This window comes from Stenotrophomonas sp. 05L413 (assembly GCF_056397945.1).
In genome coordinates, this window is record NZ_JBFTOL010000007.1 from 180,449 (window position 1) to 197,090 (window position 16,642).

Below are 16,642 nucleotides of genomic sequence, written 5' to 3' on the forward strand. Positions count from 1 at the left end.
GACGATTATCGACATGTTGAAGATCGACAACCTCCACGCACGCATCGGCGACAAAGACATCCTCAAGGGCCTCTCGCTGGACGTGAAGCCCGGCCAGGTGCACGCCATCATGGGCCCCAACGGCGCCGGCAAGTCCACCTTGGGCAACGTCCTGGCCGGCCGCGACGGCTATGAGGTGAGCGAAGGCAGTGTGCAGTTCGAAGGCCGTGATCTGCTCGAGCTGGCGCCGGAAGAACGCGCCGCCGCCGGCCTGTTCCTGGCCTTCCAGTACCCGGTGGAAATCCCGGGCGTGAACAACACCTACTTCCTGCGCGCCGCGCTCAACGCCCAGCGCAAGGCGCGCGGCGAGGAAGAACTGGACTCGATGCAGTTCCTCAAGCTGGTCCGCCAGAAGCTGGCCGTGCTGCACCTGAAGGACGAGCTGCTGCACCGCGGCGTCAACGAAGGCTTCTCCGGTGGCGAGAAGAAGCGCAACGAGATCTTCCAGCTGGCCGTGCTCGAGCCGAAGCTGGCGATCCTGGATGAAACCGACTCCGGCCTGGATATCGACGCGCTCAAAAGCGTGGCCGACGGCGTGAACGCGCTGCGTTCGCCGGACCGTTCCTTCATCGTGATCACCCACTACCAGCGCCTGCTCGATTACATCAAGCCGGACGTGGTCCACGTGCTGGCCGATGGCAAGATCGTGCAGAGCGGCGGCCCGGAACTGGCCCTGGAACTGGAAGCCCATGGCTACCACTTCCTGAAGGACCGCGTGGTGCCGGAGGCAGCGGTCTGATGAGCGCCCTGCTCGATTCCCTCGCCAGCGGCTTCTGCGGCAGCGATGCACGTCGCGCCGAGCTGGATGCCGCCCTGCAGGCCGGCCTGCCCGGCCCGCGCACCGAAGCCTGGAAATACACCTCCCTGCGCCAGCTGGAGCGTCGCAGCTTCCAGCCCGCCCCGCTCGCCCCGGCCATGGTCGATGCCGCCCTGCTGGCCGACATCCCGTCGCCGCGGCTGGTGTTCGTCAATGGTCGCCCGTCCGGCGCGCTGAGCGATGTCGCTGCAGTGCCGGCCGGTGTGCAGCTGGCCACCCTGTCCTCGGCGCTGGCCGCGGGCGATGAAGCCGCTCGCTTCCTCGGCCGCCGCTTCGAGCGCAGCGAGGAAGTGTTCGCCCGCCTCAACGCCGCACTCGCCGATGAGGGCGTGCTGCTGCGCGTGGAAGCAGGCGTGCAGGTCGAGGCGCCGCTGCAGCTGGTGTTCATCAGCGTGGCCGGCGATACCGATCTGTCCTGGCACCACCGCCACCTGATCGAGCTTCGTGCTGGCGCTGCGCTGGGCGTGGTCGAGCACCACCTGCATGTAGGTGATGCCGCGCACCTGGACAACACCCTCGTGCACGTCCATCTGGCGCAGGATGCGGTGCTCTCGCACGCCCGCGTGCAGGCCGACGCCACCCGCGCCACCTCGCTGCTGCGCACCGACGCCGTGCTGGCCCGCAACGCGCGGTACCGCCGCATCGATCTGGAGCTGGGCGCCGCGCTGAGCCGCCATGAGCTCAACGTCCGCCTGGAAGGCGACAACGCCCAGCTGACTGCCAACGGGGTGCTGCTCGGCAACGGCCGCCGCCATATCGATACCCGCCTGGGCATCGAGCACATCGCGCGTGATACCGCCTCGGAAATGGTCTGGCGTGGCGTGGCGGCCAACCGCAGCCGCGTGGTCTTCCACGGTGGCATCCACATCCGCGAAGGCGCCGATGGCACCGACGCCAACCTGTCCAACAAGAACCTGCTGCTCTCCGCCGATGCCGAGATCGATACCCAGCCCACGCTGGTGATCGATGCCGACGAAGTGAAGGCCGCCCACGGCGCCACGGTCGGCCAGCTCGATGCCAACGCGCTGTTCTACCTGCGCTCGCGTGGCCTGCCGGCCGATCGCGCGCAGCAGCTGCTGAGCGCGGCGTTCTGCCATGAACCGCTGAACGCGCTCGACGCACGCCTGACCGAGCAGCTCACCGCCCAGCTCGACCGTGCGCTGGCCTTGGCGGGCGTGGCATGAACCTGTCCACGCCGCGCCCGGTCGCCGATACCGGCGCCGCGCCCGATTGGGACCGCGTGCGCCTGGACTTCCCGCTGTTGATGCGTGAAGTGCACGGCAAGCCGCTGGTGTATTTCGACAACGCCAACACCGGGCAGAAGCCGGTGCAGGTGATCGGCGCGGTGGACGAGTTCTACCGCCGCTACAACGCCAACGTCAGCCGTGCGGTGCATGCGCTCGGCACCGAAGCGACCGATGCCTACGAAGGCGCACGCAACAAACTGGCGCGCTTCCTCAACGTGCGCGCCAGCGAGCTGGTGCTGTGCAGCGGCACCACCTTCGCGATCAACCTGGTCGCCTATTCGTGGGCACTGCCGCGGCTGAAGGCCGGCGATGTCATCCTGGTTTCGCGCATGGAACACCACGCCAACATCGTGCCGTGGCAGCTGGTCGCCCAGCGCACCGGCGCGACGATCCGCGTGGCCGAGATCACCCCGGAGGGCGCATTGGATCTGGATGCGCTGCGCGCGGCCATGACCCCCGAGGTCAAGCTGCTCGCGGTTGCCCACGTCTCCAACGTGCTGGGCACGGTCAACCCGGTCCGCGAGATCTGCCGCGAAGCCCGCAAGCGCGGCATCATCACCGTGGTGGACGGCTCGCAGGCGGTGCCGCACCGCAAGGTCGACATCCCCGCGATCGGCTGCGACTTCTATGCCATCACCGGCCACAAGATGTGCGGCCCGACCGGCACCGGCGCGCTGTGGGCCAGGCGCGAGCATCTCGATGCCATGCCGCCGTTCCTCGGCGGAGGCGAGATGATCAAGGAAGTCAGCTTCGAGGGCACCGTGTTCAACGATGCCCCGCACAAGTTCGAGGCCGGCACCCCGAACATCGCCGGCTTCATCGGCCTGGGCGTGGCGGTGGATTACCTCGAGTCATTGGGCCTGGAGCACGTGGAAGCCCGCGAAGGCGAGCTGTTGGCGCACTTCACCGAAGAGCTGAACAAGATCGACGGCCTGCGCATCTTCGGCACCACGCCGGACAAGGCGGCGGTGGTCTCCTTCCTGGTGGACGGCGCGCATTCGCACGATCTGGCCACCCTGCTCGACCTGGAAGGCGTCGCCGTCCGCTCGGGCCAGCATTGCGCGCACCCGCTGCTGCAGTACTACGGCGTCGCCGCGACCTGCCGCGCCTCGCTGGCGTTCTACAACACGCATGACGAAATCGAGCGCTTCATCGTGGCGCTGAACAAGGTGCGCAAGCTGCTGGGCTGAGCCCGCCCCGTCTGTGCCTCACCGGAACGCCGTGGCCTGCCACGGCGTTTTTCGTTCCCGGCTGCGGTCGTTTCCGTCCCGGCCCCGGCCAGCCTAAAATGGCCGCATGAGCACACTCACCTACCGCGCCGCCACGCTGGCCGACATCCCCGCCCTTGTCACCCTGGTCACCTCCGCCTATCGGGGCGATGCCAGCCGCGCCGGCTGGACCACCGAGGCCGACATCCTCGATGGCGCCCGCATCGACCCGCAGGGTCTTCAGGCCGACATCGAGCGCCCGCGCAGTACCATCCTGCTGGCCGAGCGCGGGGGCCAGCTGCTGGCCTGCGCCCATATCGCCGATGACCAGGGCAAAGGCTACTTCGGCATGTTCTCGGTGGACCCGACCCAGCAGGGCGGCGGCATCGGCAAGCAGGTGATGCTGGCCGCCGAAGCCCACGCCGCGCGCGAGTGGGGCGTGCCGGTCATGCAGATGACGGTGATCGACATCCGCGACGAGCTGATCGCCTTCTACGAGCGCCGCGGCTACCAGCGCACYGGCATCAAAAAGCCCTTCCCGTATGGCGATGAACGCTTCGGCATCCCCAAGCGCGACGATCTGCGCTTCGAGATCCTGGAAAAGCCGCTGGCGGTGCCGGCGTGAGCGACACCTGGACCTTCGTCTGCGCCAGCGCCGAGCTGCTGCCCGGCGAGATGAAGAGCACTTTCGATGAGGTGACCGGCACGCCGATCGTGGTGTTCAACCTGGACGGCGAGCTGTACGCGCTGGAAGACCAGTGCACCCACGACGAGTTCGAGCTGTCCTCGGGCACCTTCGATACCACCGAGGCCAGCATCGAGTGCGTCCTGCACGGGGCCCGCTTCGACATCCGCGACGGGGCCGCGCTGTGCGCCCCGGCCTACTCGCCGGTCGCGAAGTTCCCGGTCAAGCGGGAACACGACGCCGTCTGGGCCCGCGACGACCGCGACTGACCCGGGCTGAACGCCGGCGTTTTGAAAACGCGAATTGTTCCTATTACCATAGGCATTGCGGCCACCCGGCCGCTCCTGCCCGGTAAGCCGTGTCCGCCAACCGCTCCGTCCTTGGTATCGCCGCCCTGTGGGCCACGTTCTGCGTGGTGCTGCTGGCCTGCGGCTGGCTGAGCGCCGGCAGTTCCGGTAACGCCGGGCGCTCCCCGGCGAAGGGCCAGACCCCGGCGATAGTGGACGCCGGCAGCACGCTTCGGGTCACCGCGCCCACCGCGCCTGCGCCGGAGCTGCCGTTCGCCGAGCCCAGCCTGACAGCCGAGACCGGCCCAGACCCCGAGGCCGGCCACCCGGCGGTGCTGCCTCGCCTGAGCCGCGGGCCGTGGGTCGCGCGGGTGCCGCTGTGGCGCGCCGACGCGCTGCGTTGGCAGCGGCTGGAACCCTCGCTGCGGCTCAACCCCGGCCACGCGCCTCCCTACGCCTGATCCCGGCGTCGACGCTGCTGCGCGTCGATGCCCGCCACGCCTGCGTCACCGCGCCGCCGTCGGCCGCCTGTCCGTTTTCCCCACCTGCCTCCGCTCCGCCGTGACCGCCGCGTGCCGTCCGGCCTTCGTCCGTCTTCCCAGGAATCACCATGACCGTCCGCCCGACTCCGTTGTCGTCCGCCCTGCTGCTGGCCATCGCCGCCCCCGCCATCGCCCATGCAGAGACCGATGCTGCCGCCGATCCGCAGCGCGCCACCGAACTGGACGGCGTGGATGTCCACGGCGAGCGCGTCCGCGCGCAGTCTTCCAAGTTCACCGCACCGCTGCTGGATACGCCCAAGTCGGTCAGCGTGATCTCCCAGCAGGTGATCGAGCAGACCGCGGCCACCACCCTGCTCGATGCGCTGCGCACCGTGCCGGGCATCACCTTCGGTGCCGGCGAAGGCGGCAACCCGACCGGCGACCGGCCCTTCATCCGCGGGTTCGATTCGGCCTCGGACATCTATGTGGATGGCATCCGCGATGCCGGCAGCCAGACCCGTGAAGTGTTCGCCATCGAGCAGATCGATGTGGTCAAGGGCCCGAGCTCGGCCTACTCCGGCCGCGGTTCGGCCGGCGGCACCATCAGCCTGGTCAGCAAGACGCCCAAGCTGGAGGACTTCGTGTCCGGCAGCCTGGCCGCCGGCACCGACAGCTACCGCCGCGGCACGCTGGATGCGAACCAGGTGATCGGCGACGGCATCGCCGCCCGTTTGAACATCATGAAGCACGATGCCGACGTGGCCGGCCGCGATGAAGTGAACAGCAGCCGTTGGGGCATCGCGCCGTCGCTGGCATTCGGCCTGAACGGCCCGACCCAGGCGGTGATCAGCCACTACCACATGGAAACCGACGACCTGCCCGATGCCGGCGGCTTCCCGTACAACAACCCGTTCACCAGCGGCCCCAACGTGGCGCTCAACGGTGACGGCAGCCCGATCGTGACCAACCGCGATGCGTTCTATGGCCTGGTCGACCGCGACTTCCAGAAAACCAAGGCGGACATCACCACGTTGAATCTGTCGCATGATTTTGGCGGCATCGTGCTGCGCAACATCACCCGCTACGGCGATACCCGCAACGATTACCTGTGGACCCAGCCGGACGACAGCAAGGGCAACCCGAACCTGTTCGGCACCGTCTGGCGCCGTACCAATGCACGCGCCACGCAGACCGACAGCTTCGTCAACCAGACCAGCGTGACCGGTGAGCTGGAAACCGGCCCGCTGCGCCACAGCTTCAACGCCGGCGTCGAGTACAGCAGCGAAAAGACCGTGCGCGGCACCTATGCGATCGCCGATGTGCGCCGCCCCAATGGCCAAACCACCGCAGGCACCAACAACCCGCTGACCGGCAACCAGAGCTGCCCGACCACCGGCGCCGCCACCGGCTACAACTGCACCGATCTGACCAATCCGAATCCGAACGATCCGTGGTCGGCCACCCATGCCGTCACCCGCAGCGATCCGGCCCGCGATGTGCGCCAGACCACCCGCACCAAATCGGCGTATGTGTTCGACACGATCAGCTTCAGCGAGCAATGGATGCTGAACCTGGGCGCGCGCTTGGACGACTACAACACCCACCAGTTCAACCCCACTGCGGCGGCCAACCTGCAGCACCTGCGCAACGACACCTCGTTCTGGAACGGCCAGGCCGGCCTGGTGTTCAAGCCGGTGGAAAACGGCAGCATCTACGTCTCCTGGGGCACCTCCTCCACCCCGGTCGGCGTGGACGGCGGCGACGGCGCCGACGGCATCAGTGCCACCATCCAGGATCTCAAGCCGCAGCGCAGCCGCAACATCGAGCTGGGCACCAAGTGGGATCTGTTCGATGCCCGCCTGTCGCTGACCGGTGCGATCTTCCAGACCGAAATGAGCAACGCGCGCGTGACCAGCGATGCAGGCACCACGCAGAACGCAGGCACCAAGAAGGTCAAGGGCGCCGAGCTGGGCTTCAGCGGCACGATCGTGGAGGGTTGGCAGGTCTTCGGGGGTTACACCTACCTGGATGCGGTGGTCGAGGACAACGGCTTCGCGCTGGTCAACGGCGTCTACGTGCCCTCGCCGTTCAACGGCAACGCGTTCCCCAACACCGCCAAGCACAGCGCCAGCCTGTGGACCACGTGGGCGCCGTCGTTCGTGCCGGGCCTGAGCCTGGGCGCGGGTGCCAACTACGTGGACAAGGTCTACGGCAACGTCAACAACACCAAGTGGGTGCCCTCCTACACCCGTTGGGATGCGATGGTCGGCTACGCCTTCAGCGAGCGCTACAGCCTGCAGTTGAACGTGCAGAACCTGACCAACAAAACCTACTTCACCAAGGCGTACGCTTCGCACTACGCCGCCATCGCGCCGGGTCGTTCGGCCACGCTGGCCTTCAACTTCACGTTCTAACCGATACACCCCTTCCCGCGCGCTCGTGCGGGAGGGGCTGGAGCCCTCCATGCTGCTGCACATCCCCGACGTCCTCACCGCCGAGCAGGTCACCCAGGCCCGCCAGCAGCTGGCCACGGCCGGCTGGACCGACGGCCGCCTGACCGCGGGCTACCAGTCCGCGCAGGCCAAGCACAACCTGCAGTTGCCCGAATCGGATCCGGCCGCACGTGCGGTCGGCTCGGCCATCCTCGATGCGCTGGGCCGCAACAGCACCTTCTTCTCGGCCGCCTTGCCGCGTCGCATCTTCCCGCCGCTGTTCAACTGCTATCAGCCGGGGCAGACCTTCGGGTTCCATGTCGACAACGCGGTGCGCTACGACTACACCGTTGCGGGCCAACCACAGCCGATACGTACCGACCTGTCAGCCACGTTGTTCCTGAGCGATCCGGACGAGTACGAGGGCGGCGAGCTGGTGATCGAAGACACCTACGGCAACCAGCGGGTCAAACTGCCAGCCGGCCACATGGTGCTGTACCCGGGCACCAGCCTGCACCAGGTCACCCCGGTCACCGCCGGCACGCGGCTGGCCTCGTTCTTCTGGATCCAGAGCATGTTGCGCGATGACGGCCAGCGGCGCCTGATGTGGGATCTGGATGTCTCGATCCGCCGTCTCACCCATGACCACCCCGAACACCCCGCGCTGGTGAACCTGACCGGCGTGTATCACAACCTGCTGCGGCAGTGGGCCGATGTCTGAGGCCCCCTTGGCTGCGCTCGACGTGGCGGCACTGGCCGAGCAGCTGCGGCACGATCCGGCCGCCGCACTCGCCACCCTGGAAGCTACCGCACAGCGCGGCGATCCGCAGGCGCAGTGCCTGCTCGGCCAGGCGCGGATGGAAGGACGCGGGATCGCGCCCGATGCCGCCGCCGCCGTGCTCTGGTTCGAGCGCGCCGCCAATGGTGGCCTGGCGATCGCCATGAACATGCTTGGCCGTTGCCACGAGCTCGGCACCGGGACGCCGGTCAACCTGGCCCTGGCCGCGGTCTGGTATCGCAAGGCGGCCGATGCCGGGCTGGACTGGGGCCTGTACAACCTGGCCAACCTGCTGGGCACCGGCCGTGGGGTACCACGCGATGAACGCGCCGCGTTCGCGCTGTACCTGCGCGCCGCGCGGCTCGGCCATGCCAAATCGATGAATCTGGTCGGTCGCTGCCTGGAGGACGGGATCGGCGTGGCGGCCGATCCGGCTGCGGCACCGGCCTGGTATCGGCGCGCGGCCGAGGCCGGCGACTTCCGCGGCCAAGCCAGCCATGCCTCGTTGCTGCTCGCCGCCGGGGACATCGACGGTGCAGCAGATTGGCTGCGGCGCGCACTTGCCCACGGCAGTCCGTCGTTTCTGGCTCACCTGCGCCCCACCTTGGCGGCCTCGCCCCATCCCTCGATCCGGGCCCTGGTTGCCTGATTGCAAAGGCTGACGTACCTGCAGGCGCAGAATCATTAATCATTCTCATTTGCGTCCGCTAACGAATCTCACCTACAATCCCGCCGCGTTGCCGGTCGGCTGATCGACTGGCCGCTTCGACAGGGGCTCGTCTTGCGCCATCCACACCGCCATCGCAGCTTTGCTCCCGCCATGCGCGGGCGGCAGCAGGCGTTGTCGACCGTGCTGGCGTGGTTGGGCCTGTTGTCGCTGCTGCTGGCCGGCCTGCCGGTACTGGAGCGCGTTGCCCCCGGCAGCACCGTGATGGTCCTGCAGATGCCGATGGACGAGCGCCCGGCCGGCGGTGGCGAGACCACCCCGCAGGAAGAAGCCCCGGCCAAGCCGCGCCGGGTCGCCAGCGCACGCCCTGCTTCCACGCCACCGCCGCAGCCGTCGCTGCCACCGGTCGTGGAATCGCTGGATGCGCTGATGGCCACCCTGGTGGCACAGCCGCCGCGGGTCGTGCCCGCCATTGATTCGGCACCGGCCACGCCGCTGCCTGCCGCACCCGGCCTGCGCGTCCAGCGCGGCCAAGCCCCACCGCAGGGCTGATCCACACGGCCGGCGGCGCCATTGCGCCCCGCCCGGTCACGCACGTTCTGCCCGTTCCGGGCCTTCCTGATTCCTGCGCGTGCTGCCGCCCTGCGGCCTGCCATGTCGCGTCCGCGTTCTCCTTTTCGAGGTTACCCCCATGGCCCAGCGCCATCGTCGTCGCACGTCCCTGTCCCGCTGCACCCTGTCCATCGCCCTGCTCGGTGCGCTGAGCGCCCCGGCCTTCGCCCACGGCGACCCGGCCGGCCCGACCACGCTGGACAAGGTGGTCGTCACGGCCGCTGGCTTCGAGCAGAAGATCGCCGATGCCCCGGCCAGCATCAGCGTGATCAGCCGCGAAGAGCTGAGCAAGCGCCCGTACACCAGCCTGGTGGATGCGCTGCGCGACGTGGAAGGCATCGACGTGGGCATGGAGCCGACCGACAAGAACGGCCGCGCCACCATTTCCATGCGCGGCATGCCGTCGGACTACACTTTGGTGCTGATCGACGGTCGCCGCCAGAGCAACGCCGGCAACCTTTACCCGAACAACTTCGGCGGTGGCCAGTTCTCCTACATGCCGCCACTGGATGCGATCGAACGCATCGAGGTGGTGCGCGGCCCGATGTCCACGCTGTACGGCTCCGATGCGATGGGCGGGGTGATCAACATCATCACCCGCCGCAACCAGACCGAGTGGCATGGCGCGGTCACCCAGGGTTTCACGGTGCAGCAGGACGACCAGTTCGGTGATGCACGCAGCACCGATGTCTACCTGAGCGGCCCGCTGATCAAGGACCGCCTGGGCCTGTCGGTGCGCGGCAGCTACTACGACGCCAAAGCCTCCAACCCGGAATGGGACGATCTGCCGCTGCCGGACGGCACGCTATGGTCGCGCAGCATCGGCTTCGGTGCCGGCGGCAAGGCGGTGGCCAACACCAACTGGAACACCGGCCTGCGCCTGAACTTCATCGTCAATGACGACCACGAGCTGTGGCTGGACTACGACGTGTCGCGCCAGAAGTACGACAACAGCGAAGGCCAGACCGGCACCCTGGACAGCCTGGCCAGCCTGTGGCGCGTCGGCACTGCCACGATCCCCAACCCGAACGGCACCGGCAACGTTACCCGCCGCGTGGTGCAGCCGCGCGTGGGTTACACCGCCTACCAGCGCTATGAGCGCGACCAGCTGGCACTGACCCACCAGGGCCGCTATGAATTCGGCACCTGGCAGACCACGCTGACCCACATCACCAGCAACAACCTCGGCCGCTCGCTGCCGCTGACGCTGGATGAGCGCGCCGATCTGCAGGGCCTGTGGAACGACGTCTGCCGCCGCACCGGCGCCGCCGCCAACTGCGCCGCCAGCGCACGCAACGGTCTGGCTGCGCTGAACCCGGCCGAGATGGCGCGCCTGCAGGCCTTCCTGCCGCGCCCGCTGCGCACGATGGAACTGAAGGGCAACGTGCTGGACACCATGCTCGATCTCACCTTCGGCGCGCACAAGCTGACCGTCGGCGGCCAGTACAACGATACCGACATGATCGACGGCGTGTTCGGCATGGACGGCGCCGGCTACAAGAACAACGTGAAGCAGCAGCACCGCATGTGGGCGCTGTTCGCCGAGGACAACTGGTCGCTGACCGACACCCTGACCGCCACGGTCGGCGTGCGCTATGACGACCACAACATCTTCGGCAGTCACGTCAGCCCGCGCGCCTACCTGGTGTGGAATGCCAACGATGCCTGGACCGTCAAGGGCGGCGTCAGCACGGGCTACAAGACCCCGCGTCCGGACCAGCTGTTCCCCGGCATCGTCGGCTTCGGCGGCCAGGGCGTGATCCCGCTGGTCGGCTCGCCGAATCTCAAGCCGGAGACCAGCACCAACTACGAAATCGCCGCGTACTACGAAGGTGATCGCTGGGGCTTCAACCTCACCGGCTTCCTCAACAAGTTCGACGACAAGATCGCCAGCGGCGGCACCTTCGCCAACTGCGAAGTCGCTCCGAACGATGGCAGCTACTGCGTGGATATCGGCCCGGGCTGGGCCGAGCTGGGCTACAGCACCTTCGGCCAGAGCGTGAACATCGACAAGGCCGAGACCCGCGGCGTGGAAGCGGCGGCCCAGGTGGATCTGCTGGACAACCTGCAACTGCGCGGCAACTACACCTGGACCAAGAGCGAGCAGACCAGTGGCACCGGCAAGGGCCTGCCGATCACCGGCAACCCGGCCAGGCACATGGCCAATGCCAGCCTGAACTGGCAGATCAGCGAGGCGGTGAGCCTGTCGCTGATCGGCGAAGGCCGCTACGACCGCTACCGCGACACGCTGGTCAGCAACGTGGGCGGCGTGAGCAGCTCGCAGACCCGCTATTACGAGGACTACACCATCTTCCACCTCGGCGGCAGCTGGGATATCAACAAGTGGCTGACCGTCAACGCGCGGGTCAACAACCTGTTCGACAAGAACTTCGTCTCGCAGTCCTGCGTGCTGATCAGCGAGAGCGACTACAGCTGTGTGGATGACTATTCCACCAAGGATCAGCGCCGCAGCTACTGGATCTCATTGAACGCCAAGTTCTGAGGCACACCGCGGCGGCGTCCTGGTGACGCCGCCGCTGGCCTTGACCTCGGGCAGCGCGCCGGCAACGGAACGCTGCCTTCTTTTTGCACAAATTGCGAATCATTCTCATCAATGGTGTAATTCGCCCCTCAGTACTCTCTCTCCCGACCGTGGCCACCAGCGCTCCCTCTTCCAGCGTGCAACAACAACGCCGCGGCTTCTGGCTGCGCACGCTGCACCAGTGGCACTGGATCAGCTCGGCGGTGTGCCTGATCGGCATGCTGCTGTTTGCCGCGACCGGCATCACCTTGAACCACGCGGCCAGGATCGAAGCCAAGCCGGAGGTGGTCAGCCGCCAGCTGGCGCTGCCTGCCGAGCTGCTCGGCAAGCTCGGCGACCGCGCCGACGGCAATGCCCCCCTGCCCCGCGTGGCCAGCCGCTGGCTGGATGCGCAGCTGGGCATCTCGATCGGCCGCCGCCCGGCCGAATGGTCCGATGGCGAAATCTATCTCTCCATGCCCAGCCCGGGGGCCGACGCCTGGCTGAGCATCGACCGCGAAACGGGCGACGTGGAGTACGAATCCACCGCGCGCGGCTGGGTGTCCTATTTCAACGATCTGCACAAAGGGCGCAACGCCGGGCCAGCCTGGGGCTGGTTCCTGGATATCTTCGCCGTGGCCTGCCTGGTGTTCTGCATCACCGGCCTGTTCCTGCTGCACCTGCATGCCCGCCAGCGCCGCATGACCTGGCCGCTGGTCGGCCTGGGCCTGCTGATCCCGCTGCTGATCGCCCTGATCCTCATCCACTGACCGTCCCTTCCGGAGCCGCACCATGCGCGTCACCCTGACCATCGCCCTGAGCGGCCTGCTGGCCACCTCGCCGGCCTATGCCACCACCCTGGACATCAACGTCGAGGTGCCCAAGCTCAACGTGGCCGAGTACCACCGCCCGTATGTGGCCGTGTGGCTGGAAGGGGCCGACCAGAAGGTCGCCGCCAACCTCTCCGTCTGGTACCAGCAGACCGGCAACGCCGAAGGCCATGGCACCAAGTGGCTGCCCGACCTGCGCCAGTGGTGGCGCAAGAGTGGGCGCACGCTGGAGGTGCCGGTGGACGGCGTGACCGGCCCGACCCGCCCGGTCGGCAAGCACGCGCTCTCCTTCAGCGACAAGCAGCCGGCGCTCAAGGCGCTCGCCCCGGGCAACTACACCCTCGTGGTGGAAGCGGTGCGCGAAGTCGGCGGCCGCGAACTGCTCAAGATCCCCTTCACCTGGCCGGCCACGTCCGCCCAGTCCGGCAAGGCCCAGGGCGCGACCGAACTCGGTCTGGTCACCCTGTCCGCCAAGCCCTGATCCCCCCATCCACCTGGAGTTTTTCGATGAAGCGCACGCTCGTCCTCGCCGCCGCCATGGCCGCCGCACTTCCGTTCTCCGCCCTGGCCCACAAGGCCTGGCTGCAGCCCTCGCAGACCGTGATCGCGGGTACCAACCCGTGGATCACCGTCGATGCGGCGGTCTCCAACGACCTGTTCTACTTCAACCACGTGCCGCTGCGCTTGGACAACCTGGTCATCACCGCGCCGGACGGCAGCACCGTGCAGCCGCAGAACGCGGCGACCGGCAAGTTCCGCAGCGTGTTCGATGTCGAGCTGACCCAGCAGGGCACCTACCGCCTGGCCACGATCAACAACGGCCTGTCGGCCAGCTGGGAAGAAGACGGCAAGCCCAAGCGCTGGCGCGGCACCCCCGCCACCTTCGCCACCGAAGTGCCGAAGAACGCCAGGAACCTGCAGGTCTCGCAGTCGGTCGGTCGCGTGGAAACCTTCGTCACCAACGGCACGCCGAACGACACCGCGCTCAAGCCGACCAACCAGGGCATCGAGATGATCGCGCTGGCCCACCCGAACGATCTGGTCGCCGGTGAAGCCGCGCGCTTCCGCGTGCTGGTCGACGGCAAGCCGACCGCCGGCCTGGCGTTCGAGATCACCCGCGGCGGCACCCGGTACCGCAACGCGCAGGACGAGATCAAGGTCAGCACCGATGCCAAGGGCGAGTTCGCCGTCACCTGGCCGGAAGCGGGCATGTACTGGCTGGAAACCGGCACCGAAGACAGCAGGACCTCGATCAAGGAGGCCAAGAAGCGTCGCCTGAGCTACGTGGCCACGCTGGAAGTGCTGCCCGAGTAACGGCCTTCGGCGCGGCCGCTGCACGCGCCGTCCACCTCATCGCGCCCCCGTCGACACGACGGGGGCTTTTCACCCGACGCAGTCCGGCCATCGGGCTTACTAGGCCCGACGTGCCCACCCCCATGAACAACCCGGATCTCGACATCGCCAGCCTCGGCGGCCACACCATGGGCACCACCTGGCAGGTAAGGCTGGCCGTGGCGCGCAGCCGCGACCTGCACCCGCTGCACGCCGGCATCCAGACGCAGCTGGACGCCATCGTGGCGCAGATGAGCACGTGGGAAGCCGACAGCGATATCGCGCGGTTCAACCGCGCCTCCGCCGGTGAGTGGCAGGCGCTGCCGCCATTGTTCGACACCGTGATGCAGTGCGCGCTGGACATCGCACAGCGCAGCGGCGGCGCCTTCGATCCGACCATCGGCCCGTTGGTGGCCTTGTGGGGATTCGGCGCGCAGGCGCAGGCCCGGCGCATTCCCGATGCGGCCGCCCTCGCCGCGACCCGTGCGCGGTGTGGCTGGGAACGGCTGCAGTGGCAGCCCGGCCGCCTGCTGCAACCCGGCGGGTTGGCGCTGGATCTCTCGGCGATCGCCAAGGGATTTGGTGTCGACCAGGTCAGCGCGTGGCTGCGCCAGAACGGCGTGCGCGCAGCGCTGGTGGAAGTCGGCGGCGAGCTGCACGGGTTCGGCCAAAAGCCCGACGGTCAGCCGTGGCGCGTGCTGGTGGAATCGGCCCCGGAAGACGATGCACAGGCAGAGCATCCGCCGCGCGTGCTCGCGCTGAGGGATCGGGCGGTGGCCACCTCCGGTGATCGCTGGCATCACTTCGAACAGGGCGGCGAGCAGTTCAGCCACACGCTGGATCCGCGCACCGGTGCACCGGTCACGCGCGCTGCGGCCGCGGTCACCGTGGTCGCCGCCAGCGCCATGCAGGCCGATGCCTGGGCCACCGCATTGACGGTGATGGGCCCCGGCGAGGGCATCGCATTTGCGCGCACCCATGCACTGGCCGCCCGCGTTGTCAGCCGGGGTGCGCACGGTATCGAGGAACACATGAGTCCCGCATTCCAGCAGTTGCTTGCCGATGACCGCGTGGGCGCGGCATGAGCCTGCGTCCTTCCCGTGCGTGGCTGGGCAACCTGGCGGTCATGCTGTTGCTGGCGGTCATCGCCTGGGCGCTGCTGCGCCTGCATCTGGGTGAGGCGTGGTGGCAAAGCGCCCCCTTGGCCTCGCAGTGGCGCTGGGCCGCCGGCAGCCTGGTGCTGTATGCGGCGTTCTGCACGCTGATCTGGTGGCGCGGGCGCGCGCGCGAAGACCACGTCGCCGATCCCGGATCCGCACCGATCCTGCTGGTCTGGGCGAGCCAGACCGGCTTCGCCCAGCAGCTGTGCGAACGCAGTGCGGAGGCGTTGCGCGCTGCCGGCCTGCCGGTCCGCATCCGCGCGCTGCATGCGGTGACCGCCGAGCTTCTGCAGCGCAGCGGGCAGGTGCTGTTCATGGTCAGCACCACCGGCGAAGGCGATGCGCCGGATCATGCCCTGCCCTTCCTGCGCAAGGTGATGCCACAGGCGCTGGAACTGCCACAACTGCAGTACGGCGTGCTGGCGCTGGGGGATCGCAGCTACGGGCATTTCTGCGCCTTCGGTCACCAGCTGGATGCCTGGCTGCGCCAGCACGGCGCGCATCCGCTGTTCGATACCGTGGAGGCAGACAACGCCGACCCCGGCGCACTGCGCCACTGGCAGCAGCTTCTCGGCCAGCTCGGCGGTGACGCCACCGAACTGCCGGACTGGGCCCCGGCCGAGTATCTGCCGTGGCAACTGCAGGCGCGGCATCTGGAAAACCCGGGCAGCCCGGGCGCACCGACGTACCGCATCACGCTGGTGCCCTCCGATGGCGTGCTCCCGGCGTGGCAGGCCGGCGACGTGGTCGAGATCGGGCCGCAGCATGCACCGGCCGACGTCGAGGCGTGGCTGCGAAATACCCCGTGGGAGGGCGATATGCTCATCGATGGACAGCCGCTGCGCGCACATCTCGCGCGGGCGCATCTGCCCAGTGATGGGGAGCTCCCGACGTTTGCCGACGCAGACGCACTGGTCGCCGCGTTACGTTCGCTGCCGCACCGCGAGTACTCCATCGCCAGCCTGCCTGCCGAAGGCCAGGTGCAGTTGCTGCTGCGCCGTCAGCTGCGTCCTGATGGCACCCCGGGGCTGGGCAGCGGCTGGCTGTGCGATCACGCCGCGCTGGAGGGCCGCATCGATCTGCGCTTCCGCAGCAACCCGAACTTCCACGGTGTGCCGGCGGCAACGCCGCTGATCCTGATCGGCAACGGCACCGGCATCGCCGGCCTGCGTGCCCACCTGCGCGAGCGCATCAGCGCCGGCGCGCGCCGCACCTGGCTGCTGTTCGGCGAGCGCACGGCCGCGCACGATTTCTTCTTCGGCGACGACCTGCGCGCCTGGCAGCGCGACGGCTGGATCGCGCGTCTGGATACGGTGTTCAGTCGAGACGGTGGCGAACACCATTACGTGCAGGACCGGCTGCAGGCGCAGATCCACACGCTGCAGCAGTGGGTGCACGACGGTGCCACGATCCTGGTCTGCGGCAGCCTGCAGGGCATGGCCCCGGCGGTGGATGCGGTGATCGAGCAGGCGCTGGGACGCGACGGAAAAGAAGCGTTGATCGTGGCCGGGCGCTACCGGCGCGACGTGTACTGAGGGTTGCCTG

16 protein-coding genes are annotated in these 16,642 nt (G+C 68.2%); all 16 read left to right on the top strand.

Going from position 1 to position 16,642, the window contains the following annotated elements:
• Positions 1–13: 13 nt before the first annotated feature.
• The 16 genes from sufC to AC1DIQ_RS16385 all read left to right on the top strand — a co-directional run bounded on the left by sufC (position 14) and on the right by AC1DIQ_RS16385 (position 16,632).
• The gene (sufC, locus tag AC1DIQ_RS16310) at positions 14–778 is read left to right on the top strand and encodes a Fe-S cluster assembly ATPase SufC (protein WP_121043214.1); all 765 of its coding nucleotides are present in this window, start codon (positions 14–16) and stop codon (positions 776–778) included.
• The gene (sufD, locus tag AC1DIQ_RS16315; RefSeq protein ID WP_478050417.1) at positions 778–2,040 is read left to right on the top strand and encodes a Fe-S cluster assembly protein SufD; all 1,263 of its coding nucleotides are present in this window, start codon (positions 778–780) and stop codon (positions 2,038–2,040) included. The genes sufC and sufD overlap by 1 nt, the downstream gene beginning before the upstream one ends.
• Positions 2,037–3,293, top strand: coding sequence for a cysteine desulfurase (locus AC1DIQ_RS16320; protein WP_121043210.1), 1,257 nt, complete (start codon positions 2,037–2,039; stop codon positions 3,291–3,293). The genes sufD and AC1DIQ_RS16320 overlap by 4 nt, the downstream gene beginning before the upstream one ends.
• A gap of 106 nt (positions 3,294–3,399) precedes the next feature.
• On the top strand, positions 3,400–3,936 hold the full coding sequence (locus tag AC1DIQ_RS16325) for a GNAT family N-acetyltransferase (RefSeq protein ID WP_478050418.1): 537 nt from the start codon (positions 3,400–3,402) through the stop codon (positions 3,934–3,936).
• A complete protein-coding gene (locus AC1DIQ_RS16330; protein WP_121043206.1) occupies positions 3,933–4,265 on the top strand; it encodes a non-heme iron oxygenase ferredoxin subunit in 333 nt (110 codons plus the stop codon). The genes AC1DIQ_RS16325 and AC1DIQ_RS16330 overlap by 4 nt, the downstream gene beginning before the upstream one ends.
• Positions 4,266–4,354: 89 nt before the next feature.
• Positions 4,355–4,744: a hypothetical protein gene (locus tag AC1DIQ_RS16335; RefSeq protein WP_121043204.1), complete on the top strand. Its 390-nt coding sequence runs from the start codon at positions 4,355–4,357 to the stop codon at positions 4,742–4,744.
• A gap of 149 nt (positions 4,745–4,893) precedes the next feature.
• The gene (locus tag AC1DIQ_RS16340; RefSeq protein ID WP_121043202.1) at positions 4,894–7,179 is read left to right on the top strand and encodes a TonB-dependent receptor; all 2,286 of its coding nucleotides are present in this window, start codon (positions 4,894–4,896) and stop codon (positions 7,177–7,179) included.
• A gap of 49 nt (positions 7,180–7,228) precedes the next feature.
• Positions 7,229–7,918, top strand: coding sequence for a Fe2+-dependent dioxygenase (locus AC1DIQ_RS16345; protein WP_121043200.1), 690 nt, complete (start codon positions 7,229–7,231; stop codon positions 7,916–7,918).
• Positions 7,911–8,624 carry a tetratricopeptide repeat protein gene (locus tag AC1DIQ_RS16350; RefSeq protein WP_478050419.1) on the top strand — a complete coding sequence of 238 codons (714 nt, stop codon included), beginning with the start codon at positions 7,911–7,913 and terminating at the stop codon, positions 8,622–8,624. Before AC1DIQ_RS16345 ends, AC1DIQ_RS16350 begins: the two co-directional genes overlap by 8 nt.
• 132 nt (positions 8,625–8,756) lie before the next feature.
• Positions 8,757–9,194 (top strand): hypothetical protein, encoded by a 438-nt coding sequence (locus AC1DIQ_RS16355; protein ID WP_147433921.1) that lies wholly within the window; start codon positions 8,757–8,759, stop codon positions 9,192–9,194.
• A gap of 139 nt (positions 9,195–9,333) precedes the next feature.
• Positions 9,334–11,757 (top strand): TonB-dependent receptor domain-containing protein, encoded by a 2,424-nt coding sequence (locus AC1DIQ_RS16360; RefSeq protein WP_478050420.1) that lies wholly within the window; start codon positions 9,334–9,336, stop codon positions 11,755–11,757.
• 149 nt (positions 11,758–11,906) lie between these two features.
• The gene (locus tag AC1DIQ_RS16365; RefSeq protein ID WP_152153521.1) at positions 11,907–12,545 is read left to right on the top strand and encodes a PepSY-associated TM helix domain-containing protein; all 639 of its coding nucleotides are present in this window, start codon (positions 11,907–11,909) and stop codon (positions 12,543–12,545) included.
• A gap of 22 nt (positions 12,546–12,567) precedes the next feature.
• Positions 12,568–13,086, top strand: coding sequence for a DUF2271 domain-containing protein (locus AC1DIQ_RS16370; RefSeq protein ID WP_121043192.1), 519 nt, complete (start codon positions 12,568–12,570; stop codon positions 13,084–13,086).
• A gap of 26 nt (positions 13,087–13,112) precedes the next feature.
• On the top strand, positions 13,113–13,919 hold the full coding sequence (locus AC1DIQ_RS16375; RefSeq protein ID WP_121043190.1) for a DUF4198 domain-containing protein: 807 nt from the start codon (positions 13,113–13,115) through the stop codon (positions 13,917–13,919).
• 122 nt (positions 13,920–14,041) lie between these two features.
• Positions 14,042–15,022, top strand: coding sequence for an FAD:protein FMN transferase (locus AC1DIQ_RS16380; RefSeq protein ID WP_478050421.1), 981 nt, complete (start codon positions 14,042–14,044; stop codon positions 15,020–15,022).
• The gene (locus AC1DIQ_RS16385; RefSeq protein WP_478050422.1) at positions 15,019–16,632 is read left to right on the top strand and encodes a sulfite reductase subunit alpha; all 1,614 of its coding nucleotides are present in this window, start codon (positions 15,019–15,021) and stop codon (positions 16,630–16,632) included. Before AC1DIQ_RS16380 ends, AC1DIQ_RS16385 begins: the two co-directional genes overlap by 4 nt.
• Positions 16,633–16,642 lie beyond the last annotated feature (10 nt).

Excerpts from the sequence above, each read along its gene's own strand:
- sufC (WP_121043214.1), top strand. The coding sequence starts at position 14 with ATGTTGAAGATCGACAACCTCCACGCACGCATCGGCGACAAAGACATC.
- sufD (WP_478050417.1), top strand. The coding sequence starts at position 778 with ATGAGCGCCCTGCTCGATTCCCTCGCCAGCGGCTTCTGCGGCAGCGAT.
- AC1DIQ_RS16320 (WP_121043210.1), top strand. The coding sequence starts at position 2,037 with ATGAACCTGTCCACGCCGCGCCCGGTCGCCGATACCGGCGCCGCGCCC.
- AC1DIQ_RS16340 (WP_121043202.1), top strand. The coding sequence starts at position 4,894 with ATGACCGTCCGCCCGACTCCGTTGTCGTCCGCCCTGCTGCTGGCCATC.
- AC1DIQ_RS16345 (WP_121043200.1), top strand. The coding sequence starts at position 7,229 with ATGCTGCTGCACATCCCCGACGTCCTCACCGCCGAGCAGGTCACCCAG.
- AC1DIQ_RS16350 (WP_478050419.1), top strand. The coding sequence starts at position 7,911 with ATGTCTGAGGCCCCCTTGGCTGCGCTCGACGTGGCGGCACTGGCCGAG.
- AC1DIQ_RS16360 (WP_478050420.1), top strand. The coding sequence starts at position 9,334 with ATGGCCCAGCGCCATCGTCGTCGCACGTCCCTGTCCCGCTGCACCCTG.
- AC1DIQ_RS16370 (WP_121043192.1), top strand. The coding sequence starts at position 12,568 with ATGCGCGTCACCCTGACCATCGCCCTGAGCGGCCTGCTGGCCACCTCG.
- AC1DIQ_RS16375 (WP_121043190.1), top strand. The coding sequence starts at position 13,113 with ATGAAGCGCACGCTCGTCCTCGCCGCCGCCATGGCCGCCGCACTTCCG.
- AC1DIQ_RS16380 (WP_478050421.1), top strand. The coding sequence starts at position 14,042 with ATGAACAACCCGGATCTCGACATCGCCAGCCTCGGCGGCCACACCATG.
- AC1DIQ_RS16385 (WP_478050422.1), top strand. The coding sequence starts at position 15,019 with ATGAGCCTGCGTCCTTCCCGTGCGTGGCTGGGCAACCTGGCGGTCATG.